This window comes from Kitasatospora saccharophila (genome assembly GCF_039529925.1).
GTDB lineage: Bacteria > Actinomycetota > Actinomycetes > Streptomycetales > Streptomycetaceae > Kitasatospora > Kitasatospora saccharophila.
Genome location: NZ_BAAANS010000009.1, coordinates 125,973 through 138,582 on the forward strand (window position 1 = coordinate 125,973; position 12,610 = coordinate 138,582).

Sequence of the window (12,610 nt, forward strand, 5' to 3'; positions counted from 1 at the left end):
GCCGGTCGCGGGGACCGGCCGCGCCCGGGCGCTCACTTGCAGACGACCTGCTTCGGGTCGTACTGCATGCCCCGGGAGATGCACCAGTCCTTGGTGTTCTGCGCGTGCTCGGTGTCCGTCGCCGCGAACTTGGTCTCGGTGGGCGAGACCGCCAGCCAGTACGCCCAGTCGCCCGGGGTCGGATTGAGGACGGCCTGGATGGCCTCCTCGCCGGGGTTGCCGATCGGGGTCGGCGGCAGACCGGGGTTCATGTTGGTGTTGTACTTCAGCGAGCCGTCGTTGACCTCCTTGTAGGTCAGCTCCTTGCGGCCCAACTGGTACTGGAGCGTGGTGTCCAGGGCGAGCTTGTGCTGGGTGACGTTGGTGTTCAGGCGGTTGGAGATGGCGCGGGCCATCTTGCCGTAGTCCTCCGAGTTGTTGCCCTCGGCCTGCAGGATGCTGGCCTCGGTCAGCACCTCGTACCCGTTCTTCAGGCCGAGCTTCTGCGCCGCCTCGTCCAGCTTGAGCGCGCCGTACTTCTCGACGGCGTTGGACACCATCTGCTTGAGCAGGTCCTCGGGCTTCATGCCCTCGGCGACCGAGTAGCGGGTCGGCCAGAGGTAGCCCTCCGGGTTGCCGTTCGCCTCGGCGGGCAGCCCGAGCGAGCCGGCCTGGTCCTTGGCGGCCTGGGCGGTGCTGCCCGCCTGGAGCTTGAGCTTCTCGTCGATCTTGGTGTAGATCGCGGAGGCCCGCAGCCCCTCCGGGATGATCAGCACGTTGCCGCCGTTGGCCTCCACCAGCTCCTTGAGCGCCGCCTCCCCGGACATCTGGTGCTTCAGGGTGTAGGTGCCGGGCTGGATGGCGCGGCCCCGGGAGTCCTTCTCGTACGCGTTGGTGAACGCCTTGACGCTCTTGACCACGCCCGCGTCCACCAGCATCTTGCCGATCGAGTCGCCGACGGCGCCGTTCTTGACGGTGATGTTGACCGCGCCGCTGCCGTCGCCCTTGAAGTCCGCCGGCGGGCCGAAGTGGTCCTGGTAGAAGCCGTAGCCCCACCAGCCGGCGCCGCCCATGCCGCCGAGCAGCACCAGGGCGACCACCAGGCAGGCGCCGCCGTTGCGGCGGCCCGACTTCTTGCCCTTCTCCTTGCGCTTGCGCTCGGCCTCGCGGGAGTCGTCCTGCTCGGAGAAGAACGAGCCGTCCTGGCTCCCCTCCTCGTCGAGGTACTCGTCCTCGGCCCAGTCCTCCTGCTCGTCCGCCCGGTCGTGCTCGGGCTCGGCGGCCCGCTGCCCGCCCCGGGCCGGGCCGTCGAGCGCGGCGGCCTCGGCCTCCCAGTCGATGCCGTCCGGCCCGGGACCGCCCGCCGGCTCCTGGTGCGGAGCGGGGCGCTGCTGCACCGGCTGCTGCTGCGCGAACTGCTGCTGGCCGCCGTACGGACCGCCCTGCTGCGGCATCTGCTGCTGCGGGTAACCCTGCTGCTGCATCCCCGGCTGCTGTTGCTGCTGCTGGACGAACTGCTGCTGCCCGCCGTACGAGCCGCCCTGCTGCTGCGGGTAGCCCTGCTGCATCCCCGGCTGCTGCTGTTGCTGCTGCTGCTGGACGAACTGCTGCTGTCCGTCGTACGGACCGCCCTGCTGCTGCGGGTACCCCTGCTGCTGTTGCTGCTGGACGAACTGCTGCTGCCCGCCGTACGAGCCGTCCTGCTGCGGGTACCCCGGCTGCTGCTGTTGCTGCACGTACTGCTGTCCGTACGGGTCCTGGGGCTGGAGCTGTTCCCCGGGGTACCACGGCTGGTCGCCCTGGGAGCCGTAGCGCCCGCTTTGATCAGTCATCGATCCCCTTTGCCGCATCCAGGGTGTCCGTCGAACCGGCGTGCTACCAGGAGCACGTGGTGGGAGACGTTACCGTACCGCAGCGTAGCCAAATGGCCCGACCACGGGTTGTTCACCGCTCACGGGGACGGGGAGTCGGAGGGCTGGGGCGAGGAGTGCTGGGCCCGGTAGGCGTTGAACTCGTCGACGTTCTTGCGCTGCTGCTCCTCGCTGTCGGTGAACCGGGTGTCACCGGGCTGGACGGTGACGAAGTACAGCCAGTCGCCGTCGGCGGGGTGGATCGCGGCGCGCAGCGCGTCCCGGCCGGGGTTGCCGATCGGGGTGGGCGGCAGGCCGGGGTGGGCGTAGGTGTTGAACGGGGAGTCGAGCCTGGTGTCGTCCCGGGTGGTGGTGAGGGTGGAGCGGCCGAGCGCGTAGTTGATGGTGGAGTCGAGTTGGAGCGGCATGTTCTTGGCGAGCCGGTTGTAGACGACCCGGGCGACCTTGGCCATGTCCTCGGGGTTGTCGGCCTCGGCCTGGGCGAGGCTGGCGACCGCCAGCAGGCCGTACGGGGTCACTCCGTTGGCGGTGGCGGCGTCGGCGACGGAGGGGCCGTCGAGGTTGCCGTCGGCCTCCTTGACCATGTCCTTGAGGAGGCTCAGGGCGGTGCTGTCCCCGGTGACGGGGTAGGTGGCCGGGTAGAGGTAGCCCTCCAGGTGGCCGGAGGCGCCGGCGGGCAGGCCGAGGTCGCCGAGGTGCTGTTCGGCGGTGGCCTTGGCGGTGCCGGGCTTGAGGCCGAGCCGGGAGTCGATCGCGGTGAACACCTGGGTGGAGCGCCAGCCCTCGGGGATGGTCAGGGCGTTGGCGTTGGACGGGTCGAGCAGCACGTTGAGCGCGGAGACCGCCGACATCTCCTCCTTGAGGGTGTACGTGCCGGGGTGGATGTTGCTGCCCGCCGGGCTCTTGGCGGCGGCCTCGGTGAACGCCTGGGTGGAGGCGACCACGTGCTTGGCCGTCAGCGCCTTGCCGATCTGGGTGAGGCTGGCGCCCTGCGCCACCGACACCTGGACCTGGCCGCTGCCGCCGCCGGGGTAGTCGGGGGCGGGCTTCTTGCCCTCGGGCCAGAGCACGAACAGCGTGAGCGCCAGCGCCATCGCCACGCCCAGCAGTCCGGCCACGCTCAGGCAGCAGGCCGCGCGGGTGCGCAGTTCCTCCGGGTCGGGCGGTTCGACGCCGTACGGCAGGCCGGGCGGGGCGCCCTCGGGCTCGACGGCGGGGGCGCCGAGGTGGCCGGGGGTGAGTCCGGGCGCGGTGTACGGGTCGGTCACGGGGGCCCTTCCGGCGGCGGGCAAGGAGAGAGGGTCCGTGCGGACGCGCGTCCGCACGGACCCTCTACCGGGAAGCTAGCCCGTACCGATCAGATGACCGGCTCGACACTCTCACCGGGCGCCCGACCGCTCACCCGTTCGGTCTCAAGGGCCGACTGCAGGATCACCACGGCGGCGGCCTGGTCGATCACCGAGCGGCCCTTCTTGGACGACCGCCCGGAGGCCCGCAGCCCGGCGGCGGCGGTGACCGTGGTCATCCGCTCGTCCACCAGCCGCACGCCGACCGGGTACAGCAGGCCGGCCAGCCGGCCCGCGTACTCGCGGACCTTGGCGGCGGCCGGGCCCTCCTTGCCGTTCAGCGAGCGCGGCAGGCCGACCACCACCTCGACGGCGTCGTACTCCTCGACGATCGCCTTCAGCCGGGCCTGCGAGCGGCCCCCGGCCGGGACGGTCTCCACCGGCGTGGCGATCAGCCCGTCGGGGTCGCAGACCGCGACCCCGATCCGGGCGTCACCCACGTCGACGGCGATCCGCCGGCCGCGCCGGAAGACCTTCTCCGGGGATTCGCTGTGCTCGTCACTCACGCGCGCTCGGCCACCAGTGCCCGCACGGCCTCGATGGCGTCCGCGACGGCGGCCGGGTTGCTGCCGCCGCCCTGCGCCACGTCGTCCTTGCCGCCACCGCCGCCGCCGAGGGTCTTGGCCGCGGCGCGGACCAGCTCGCCGGCCTTGATGCCGCGGCCGCGGGCGTCCTCGTTGGTGGCGATCACGGTCAGCGGGCGGTCGTTCGCGACGGTGAACGCGGCGACCACGGCCGGGCGGGAGCCGAGCCGGGCCCGGACGTCCAGCACCAGCTTGCGCAGCTCGTCCGCGCCGGTGCCGTCCCCGACCCGGGCGGCGACCAGGGCCACGCCCCGGACGTCCTCGGCGCCCTCGGCCAGGCCGGCCGCGGCCGCGAGGACCTTCTCCGCGCGGAACTTCTCGATCTCCTTCTCGGCGTCCTTGAGCTTGCCGAGCATCGCGGAGACCTTCTCCGGCAGCTCCTCCGGGCGGCCCTTGACCAGTTCGGTCAGCTGGGCGACCACGGTGTGCTCGCGGGCCAGGAACTTGTACGCGTCCACGCCGACCAGCGCCTCGACCCGGCGCACGCCGGAGCCGATCGAGGACTCGCCGAGCAGCTTCACCAGGCCCAGCTGGGCGGTGTTGCCGACGTGCGTGCCGCCGCACAGCTCCTTGGAGAAGTCGCCGATGGTGACCACGCGCACCGAGTCGCCGTACTTCTCGCCGAACATCGCGATGGCGCCCTGCTTGCGGGCCTGGTCCATCGTCATCACCTCGGCGGTGACGTCGAGTTCGCGGACCAGCACCTCGTTGATCTTCTGCTCGACGTCGGTCAGCACCGAGCCGGGGACGGCCGCGGGCGAGCCGAAGTCGAAGCGGAAGCGGCCCGGCGCGTTCTCCGAACCGGCCTGGGCGGCGGTCGGGCCGAGCGCGTCGCGCAGCGCCTGGTGGGTCAGGTGGGTGGCCGAGTGGGCGCGCGAGACGGCGCGGCGGCGGTCGGTGTCGATGGTGGCGTACGCGGACGCGCCGAGCACCACCTCGCCGAACAGCACCCCGCCGGAGTGCACGATCACGCCGGGCACCGGCTGCTGCACGTCGCGGATCTCGACCACCGCGCCGGAGTCGAGGCGGATCCGGCCGTGGTCGGCGAGCTGGCCGCCGCCCTCGGCGTAGAACGGGGTCCGGTCGAGGACGATCTCGACCTCGTCGCCCTCGGTGGCGGCCGGCGAGGGGGTGCCGTCCACCAGCAGGCCGACCACGGTGGCCTCGCCTTCGGTGTGGGCGTAGCCGGTGAAGACCGACGCGCCCGCCTCGTCGGCGACCGCGCGGTACGCGGCGACGTCGGCGTGGCCCATCTTCTTCGCCTTGGCGTCGGCCTTGGCGCGGTCCCGCTGCTCCTGCATCAGGCGGCGGAAGCCGGCCTCGTCGACCTGGAGGCCCTGCTCCTCGGCCATCTCCAGGGTCAGGTCGATCGGGAAGCCGTAGGTGTCGTGCAGCTTGAACGCCTGCTCGCCGGAGAGCACCGCGCCGCCGGACTGCTTGGTGTCGGTGACCGCGGCGTCCAGCAGGCTGGTGCCGGAGCGCAGGGTCTGCAGGAAGGCGTTCTCCTCGGCGACCACGACCGTCTCGATCCGCTTGCGGTCGCTCTCCAGCTCCGGGTACTGCGGGGCCATCGCCTTGATCGAGACGTCGATCAGGTCCTTGGCGACCGGCTCGGTGGCGCCCAGCAGCCGCATGTTGCGGATCGCCCGGCGCAGGATGCGGCGCAGCACGTAGCCGCGGCCCTCGTTGCCGGGGGTGACGCCGTCGCCGACCAGCATCAGCGCGGTGCGGAAGTGGTCGGTGACCACGCGCAGCGAGACGTCCGACTTGTGGTCGGCGCCGTAGGTGTGGCCGGTGAGCTCGGCGGCGCGGTCGAGGATCATCCGCGAGGTGTCGATCTCGAACAGGTTGTCGACGCCCTGCAGGACGGCGGCGAGGCGCTCCAGGCCGAGGCCGGTGTCGATGTTCTTGCTCGGCAGGTCGCCGAGGATCTCGAACCCGTCCTTGCCGTCGCCGTGGCCGCGCTCGTACTGCATGAAGACCAGGTTCCAGATCTCCAGGTAGCGCTCGCCGTTGACCGCCGGGCCGCCCTCCTCGCCGTACGCGGGGCCGCGGTCGTAGTTGATCTCCGAGCACGGGCCGCACGGGCCGGGGACGCCCATCGACCAGAAGTTGTCCTTCATGCCCAGGCGCTGGATCCGCTCGGACGGGACGCCGATCACCTCGCGCCAGATCTGCTCGGCCTCGTCGTCGTCCTGGTAGACGGTGATCCAGAGCTTCTCCGGCTCCAGGCCGTAGCCGCCGTCCGCCACCGGGCTGGTCAGCAGCTCCCAGGCGAACTTGATGGCGCCTTCCTTGAAGTAGTCGCCGAACGAGAAGTTGCCGCACATCTGGAAGAAGGAGCCGTGCCGGGTGGTCTTCCCGACCTCCTCGATGTCCAGGGTGCGCACGCACTTCTGCACGCTGGTGGCGCGCGAGAACTGCGGCTTGATCTCACCCAGGAAGTACGGCTTGAAGGGCACCATGCCGGCGTTGACCAGCAGCAGGGTGGGGTCGTCGGCGACCAGCGAGGCCGACGGTACGACGGTGTGGCCGCGCTCCTCGAAGAAGCGCAGCCAGCGGCGGCGGATCTCTGCCGACTCCATCAGTGGGGGTCCTTCCGATCGGTCGTGCGGCCCGGCAGCTCGCGCTGTCGGGGCTTGGCAACGATGGTCTGGGGGGTGGTGCGGCGCTCGGTGCGCGGGGACGGGGGCAGGGCGGCGGCCGGGGAGCCCGGGGCCGCCGAGATAGCTCGGTCCCCGTCGTCGGCGGCGGCCGACCCGCTCAGCGCCCGGCGGCGCGGCGGCTCGACCACCGCGGTGCCGTCCAGGCCGAGGTCGGCGCGCAGCTCGCGCTCGCGCTCGTCCATGCCGGAGCGGACCTCCAGGGCGAAGCGCTTGGCGGCGTCGCCGAACCGGAGGGCGCCGCGGGCGGCGGTGCCGGACAGCGAGTCCGGGGTGAGGCGGTGCACCGCCTCGTTGGCCTTGTTCATGGCCCAGACCGTGGCGCCCGCGCCGACGGCCATCCAGAAGATGCGTCGTACCACTGCGTTCAGCCCCTCACGGCCCGGCGGACCTTGGCCAGCAGCCCGCGGCGCGGCGCCGCCTGGGCCCGCACCTCGGCCCGGATCATCCGGGCCAACTCCTCGCGCTCACCGGCCTGCTGGGGCAGCGTGGCCGCCCCGGCCCGCTGCCGGGCGACCGCCTTGCGGACGCCGTGGCTGAACGCGGCCACCTTCACCAGCGGGCCGCCCAGCGTCGCGGCCACGGTGGACGACAGCGCCTTGGCGTCGGCCGCCGCGTCCTGCACGTTGGCGGTGATCTCGTCGACCCGCTCCAGCTGCTCGTGCGCGCTGCGGACCGCGGCGTTCGCGTCCCGCAGCAGCGGCACGGCCTGCTCGGTGACGGCGGCGACCAGCACGGTCGCCTCCCGCAGCACCTTGGACAGCCGCACCAGCACCACGGCGAGCAAGGTGACCAGGACCGCCCAGAAGACGGCGACCAGCAGCCCGGCCAGCTCTCCCACGGACACCTTCGCGCGCTCCCTCGCCTGTGCTTGCGTAAGTTGGACAACTTCCGCTAAACCCTATCGCGCCGACGGCTCGTTCCCCGACCGGTATATCCACCGGTGGGCCCGCCCCGGCCCGGCCGGATGTGCGAACACCGCGCGTAACCTACCGTCAGGTCACCTCGTTGGGGGTTTGGCTCGCGGAGCGCGGGTCGGCGGGTTCGGGGTTTCCCAGCGACGGGGGCGTCCATGGAGAGCAGGTCGGCAGCGCCGCGGAACCGGGGCCGGCTCCCCGCCGAGACCACCAGCTTCGTCGGCCGGGCCGCCGAACTCGACGCGCTGGCGGCCCTGGTCGGCCGGGCCCGGCTGGTCACGGTGACCGGGCCGGGCGGGGTCGGCAAGTCCCGGCTGGCCCTGCGCGCCGCCGCCCGGCTGGCCGACGGGTTCCCGGACGGCGCGCACCTGGCCGAGGTCGCCCCGGTGCAGGACCCGCTGCTGCTGGGCCACGCCGTGCTGGAGGCGCTCCGGCTGACCGACCACACCGCCCGGCCGCCGCTGGACGTCCTGGTCGAGCAACTCGCCGACCGCGAGGCCCTGTTGGTGCTGGACGGCTGCGAGCACCTGGTCGACGCCTGCGCCGAGCTGGTGGACGCGCTGCTGCGCGCCGCCCCCGGCCTGCGGGTGCTCGCCACCTCCCGGCAGTCGCTGCGCACCGCGGGCGAGCACCTGCTGCCGCTCGCCCCGCTGCCCTACCGGCCGTCCGGCGGCCGGGCCGAGGCGGAGGCGGTGCTGCTGTTCGCCGACCGGGCCGCCGCGGTGCTGCCGGGCTTCCGGCTGGAGCCCGGCAACCGGGACGGGGTGGCGCTGCTGTGCCGCCGGCTGGACGGCATCCCGCTGGCCCTGGAGCTGGCCGCGGGCCGGCTGCGCGCGCTGTCCGTGGAGCAGCTGACCGCCCGCCTGGAGGACCGCTTCCGGCTGCTCACCGGCGGCGACCGGACGGCCCCGGCCCGGCACCACACGCTGCGCACCGCGATCGGCTGGAGCCACGAACTCTGCACCATGAAGGAACGTTTACTCTGGGCCCGCCTCTCGGTCTTCGCCGGCGGCTTCGACCTGGACTCCGCCGAGTACGTCTGCGCCGGGCACGGCCTGGACGCCGACGAGGTGCTGGAACTGGTCGAGTCGCTGGTCGACAAGTCCGTCCTGGAGCGCCTCGACGGCGACGGCACCGCCCGCTTCCGGATGCTCGACACCCTGCGCGAGTACGGCGCGCACTGGCTGCGGGCGGGCGGCGACCGGCCGCGGCTGCTGCGCCGCCACCGCGACTGGTACCTCGGCGTCGCCTCCTGGGGCGAGGTCGAGTGGTTCGGCCCCCGGCAGGCCGAGACCGCCGAGCGCACCCGGCTCGCCCACGCCAACCTGCGCGCCGCGCTGGAGTTCTCGCTCGCCGAGCCCGGCGAGGAGCAGCCGGCCCTCGTGCTGGCCGGCACCCTCTGGTACTTCTGGGTCGGCACCGGCCACCTCGGCGAGGGCCGGCACTGGCTCGACCGCGCCCTCGCGCTGGCCCCCGAACCCACCGACGCCCGGGCCAAGGCGCTCTGGGTCACCGGCTACCTGGCCACCCTGCAGGGCGACCTGCACCGGGCGCGCCCGGTCCTGGAGGAGTGCCGCCGGCAGGCCCTGGAGACCGGCGACGACCGGGCCCTGGCCTACGCCGTCCACCGGCAGGGCTGCGCCGCCCTGATCGGCGACGAACCGGCCCGCGCCGCCGAGCTGTTCGAGGAGGCGCTGTGGCACTACGACGCGCTCGGCGAGCTCAACTCCAACGTCCTGATGGCGATGTTCGAACTCGCCCTCGCCCACCTCTTCCAGGGCGACGAGGAGAACGGCCTGGCCTGGATGGAGCGGGTCCGGGAGACCTGCGAGGAGCACGGCGAGCAGTGGGCGTACGGGTACTGCCTGTACGCGATGGCCTTCGCCCGGCGGCAGGGCGGCGACCTGCGGCTGGCCCGGTCGCTGGCCCGCGAGTCGATGCGGCTCAACCACCTGTTCCGCGACCTGCTGGGCATCGTGCTGGCGATGGACCTGCTGGCACTGCTGGCCACCGAGGGCCCGGACGCCGACCTGAGCGAGGCCCGGGTGCTGCAGGGCGCCGCGCACCGGCTCTGGCGGGCGGTCGGCACCCCGTTCTTCGGCTCCCGCTCGTTCAACGGCCCGCACCTGGAGGGCGAGCGGCGCGCCCGCGACGGCCTGACCGAGCAGGAGTACGAGGCGGCCTTCCGGCTCGGCTCCCGGCTCGACCTGGACACCGCGGTGGGCCGCGCCCTGGGCGACGGCGGCCCGGGGTCGGGACGGGAAACGCCCCCGCGGTCCGAGGACCGTGGGGGCGTTCCGCTCGCGGGTCAGCGCGAGTAGTACTCGACGACGAGCTGCTCGTCGCAGACGACCGGAACCTCGCGGCGCTGCGGCGCGCGGTCCAGGCGGAAGGCCAGGGCCTTCAGGTTGACCTCGAGGTACTTCGGGGTCTGGCCCTCGCCGGCGTTGCCGCCCTCGCGAGCCACCTGGAAGGGGACCTTCTCCTTGGACTTTTCCTTCACCGTGACGACGTAGCCCGGCTTCAGCTGGAACGACGGCTTGTTGACCTTCGAGCCGTTGACCTCGATGTGACCGTGCACGACCATCTGGCGGGCCTGGTAGATGGTGCGGGCGATGCCCGAACGCAGGACCAGGGCGTCGAGGCGGACCTCGAGCAGGCCGACGAGCGCCTCGCCCGTCTTGCCCTCGACCTTCTTGGCGGCCTCGAAGGCACGCGCCATCTGCTTCTCGCTGAGGTCGTACTGCGCGCGCAGACGCTGCTTCTCGGTCAGACGGACCTTGTAGTCAGAGTTCTGCTTGCGGCCGCGGCCGTGCTGGCCGGGCGGGTACGGGCGGGCCTCGAAGTACTTGACGGACTTCGGGGTCAGCGGAACGCCGAGAGCACGGGCGATCTTGACCTTGGGGCGCTTCTGGTTCGCCATGTTTCCTTTTCCTGTTCAGATACGGCTGTCACCAGGTGTTGACGGAGGACGCTCCTCGCGGTCCGGAGAAAAACCGCCCGTTGCCGGACGATCAGCCGCTCTCCGCGACCGGGCACTATGTGCTTGCACACGAGAGGCCCACCGACCGTTGAGGGTGGTGGGCTGCTCGCGACACCGAAGACCGGTGCGCGCCGCTCCTGGGACCTCCCCTGCGGGAGGGCCCTGTTCGATGCCCCGCTGGTGCGGCCGGTCGCTCCTCGCGGAACCCCTGGCCCGGGACATGCTGTAGAGCAGTCTACAGGCTGCTCACTCCCCCTTGAGCCGGGCCCTGGTCCACTCCGCGATGTCCGCGTACCGGGCCTCGCCGCCCCGCCTGGTCGGCTGGTAGTACTCCTTGCCGTGCACCGCGTCCGGCGCGTACTGCTGCGCGGCGATGCCCTCCGGCAGGTCGTGCGGGTACTGGTAGCCCTTGCCGTGCCCGAGCTTCTTCGCCCCGCCGTAGTGCGCGTCCCGCAGGTGCGCCGGCACCGCGCCGGCCAGGCCCTGCCGGACGTCCGCCAGGGCGGCGTCGATGGCCAGGTAGGCGGCGTTCGACTTGGGCGCCAGGGCCAGCGCGATCGCCGCCTGGGAGAGGATGATCCGGGCCTCCGGGAAGCCGATCAGCGCGACCGCCTGGGCGGCGGCCACCGCGGTGGGCAGCGCGGTCGGGTCGGCCAGGCCGACGTCCTCGCTGGCCGAGATCATCAGCCGGCGGGCGATGAACCGCGGGTCCTCCCCGGCCTCGATCATCCGGGCCAGGTAGTGCAGGGTGGCGTCCACGTCGCTGCCGCGGATCGACTTGATCAGCGCGCTCGCCACGTCGTAGTGCTGGTCGCCGTCCCGGTCGTAGCGCACCGCGGCCTGGTTGACCGCCGTCTCGGTGGCCGCCAGGGTCAGCACCCGCTCGCCCTGCTCCAGCGCCGCCCCGGCCGCCGCCTCCAGGGTGGTCAGCGCCCGCCGGGCGTCGCCCCCGGCCAGCCGCACCAGGTGGTCCTCGGCCTCCGCGCTCAGCTCCACGCTGCCGCCCAGGCCCCGCTCGTCGGCGGTGGCGCGGCGCAGCAGGACCCGGACGTCCTCGTCGGTGAGGGACTCCAGGGTGAGCAGCAGGCTGCGCGAGAGCAGCGGGGAGATGATCGAGAAGTACGGGTTCTCGGTGGTCGCGGCGATCAGGGTGACCCAGCGGTTCTCCACCGCGGGCAGCAACGAGTCCTGCTGGGCCTTGGAGAAGCGGTGGATCTCGTCCAGGAACAGCACGGTCTCCCGGCCGCTCATCCCGACCGCCCGGCGGGCCCCGTCGATCACCGCCCGGACTTCCTTGACGCCGTGCGTGATCGCCGAGAGCTCGACGAACCGGCCCTCCACCGCCCGGCTGATCACGTGCGCCAGCGTGGTCTTGCCCGTGCCGGGCGGCCCCCACAGGATCACCGAACTGGTGGCCGCCGGCCCCTTCGCCCCGGCGACCAGCCGGCGCAGCGGCGAGCCGTCCTTGAGCAGCTGCTGCTGGCCGGCCACCTCGTCCAGCGTCCGCGGTCGCATCCGCACCGCGAGCGGGGCGCGCCCCGGCTCGGTGCTCTGGCGTTCCTCGGCGGCGTGCGTGAAAAGGTCGGGCTCGTCCACGCTCCGAGCCTATGCGACGCCGCCGACAGCCCCGGTCCCCGCTCCTACTCGAAGCGCTCCGGGTCCCCCGCGCCGTAGCGGACGATCTCCGCCACGCCGTCCGAGAAGTCGACCACGGTGGTCGGCACCGTCCCGCAGTCGCCGGAGTCGACCACCGCGTCCAGGACGTGGTCGAGGCGTTCCTTGATCTCCCAGCCCTGGGTCATCGGCTCCTCCTCGTCGGGCAGCAGCAGGGTGCTGGAGACCAGGGGTTCGCCGAGTTCGGCCAGCAGGGCCTGGGTGACCGCGTGGTCGGGGATGCGGATGCCGACGGTCTTCTTCTTGGGGTGGAGCAGCCGGCGCGGCACCTCCTTGGTGGCGGGGAGGATGAAGGTGTAGCTGCCGGGGGTGGCGGCCTTGACCGCGCGGAAGACGTTGTTGTCGAGCTGGGCGAACTTGCCCAGCTGGGCGAAGTCCTGGCACATCAGGGTGAAGTGGTGGCGGTCGTCGAGCCGCCGGATGGTGCGGATCCGGTCGAGCCCGTCCCGGTTGTCCAACCGGCAGCCGAGCGCGAAACAGGAGTCGGTGGGGTACGCGATGAGGGCGCCGTCCCGGATGCTCGCCACCACGGTGGAGATGGTGCGCGGCTGGGGCGTCTCGGGGTGCACGTCGAAGTACTTCGCCATTGCTCG

General features: G+C 72.7%; 10 protein-coding genes. 1 reads left to right on the forward strand and 9 read right to left on the reverse strand.

What is annotated here, in order from left to right:
• Positions 1-32: 32 nt before the first annotated feature.
• From mltG (ABD345_RS09230) to ABD345_RS09255, 6 genes are all read right to left on the reverse strand, one after another.
• On the reverse strand, positions 33-1,811 hold the full coding sequence (gene mltG / locus ABD345_RS09230) for an endolytic transglycosylase MltG (protein WP_344551450.1): 1,779 nt from the start codon (positions 1,809-1,811) through the stop codon (positions 33-35).
• Positions 1,812-1,930: 119 nt separating this feature from the next.
• Complete coding sequence (mltG, locus tag ABD345_RS09235; protein WP_344551451.1) at positions 1,931-3,118, reverse strand: endolytic transglycosylase MltG; 1,188 nt, start codon at positions 3,116-3,118, stop codon at positions 1,931-1,933.
• 89 nt (positions 3,119-3,207) lie between these two features.
• Complete coding sequence (gene ruvX / locus ABD345_RS09240) at positions 3,208-3,702, reverse strand: Holliday junction resolvase RuvX (RefSeq protein ID WP_344551452.1); 495 nt, start codon at positions 3,700-3,702, stop codon at positions 3,208-3,210.
• Positions 3,699-6,365 (reverse strand): alanine--tRNA ligase, encoded by a 2,667-nt coding sequence (gene alaS, locus ABD345_RS09245; RefSeq protein WP_344551453.1) that lies wholly within the window; start codon positions 6,363-6,365, stop codon positions 3,699-3,701. The genes ruvX and alaS overlap by 4 nt, the downstream gene beginning before the upstream one ends.
• On the reverse strand, positions 6,365-6,805 hold the full coding sequence (locus ABD345_RS09250) for a DUF6167 family protein (protein ID WP_344551454.1): 441 nt from the start codon (positions 6,803-6,805) through the stop codon (positions 6,365-6,367). Before ABD345_RS09250 ends, alaS begins: the two co-directional genes overlap by 1 nt.
• Before the next feature lie 5 nt (positions 6,806-6,810).
• Positions 6,811-7,290: a DUF948 domain-containing protein gene (locus tag ABD345_RS09255; protein WP_344551455.1), complete on the reverse strand. Its 480-nt coding sequence runs from the start codon at positions 7,288-7,290 to the stop codon at positions 6,811-6,813.
• 225 nt (positions 7,291-7,515) lie between these two features.
• On the opposite strand from ABD345_RS09255, the gene ABD345_RS09260 reads away from it, so the two are divergent.
• Positions 7,516-9,681, forward strand: coding sequence for an ATP-binding protein (locus tag ABD345_RS09260; protein ID WP_344551456.1), 2,166 nt, complete (start codon positions 7,516-7,518; stop codon positions 9,679-9,681).
• On the opposite strand, the gene rpsD is transcribed toward ABD345_RS09260, so the two are convergent.
• The 3 genes from rpsD to ABD345_RS09275 form a co-directional block, all read right to left on the reverse strand.
• Positions 9,669-10,283: a 30S ribosomal protein S4 gene (gene rpsD / locus ABD345_RS09265; protein ID WP_344551457.1), complete on the reverse strand. Its 615-nt coding sequence runs from the start codon at positions 10,281-10,283 to the stop codon at positions 9,669-9,671. The genes ABD345_RS09260 and rpsD overlap by 13 nt on opposite strands.
• 306 nt (positions 10,284-10,589) lie before the next feature.
• On the reverse strand, positions 10,590-11,939 hold the full coding sequence (locus tag ABD345_RS09270; RefSeq protein WP_344551458.1) for a replication-associated recombination protein A: 1,350 nt from the start codon (positions 11,937-11,939) through the stop codon (positions 10,590-10,592).
• Between the two features lie 44 nt (positions 11,940-11,983).
• Positions 11,984-12,604: an L-threonylcarbamoyladenylate synthase gene (locus ABD345_RS09275; RefSeq protein WP_344551459.1), complete on the reverse strand. Its 621-nt coding sequence runs from the start codon at positions 12,602-12,604 to the stop codon at positions 11,984-11,986.
• Between the last annotated feature and the right edge of the window lie 6 nt (positions 12,605-12,610).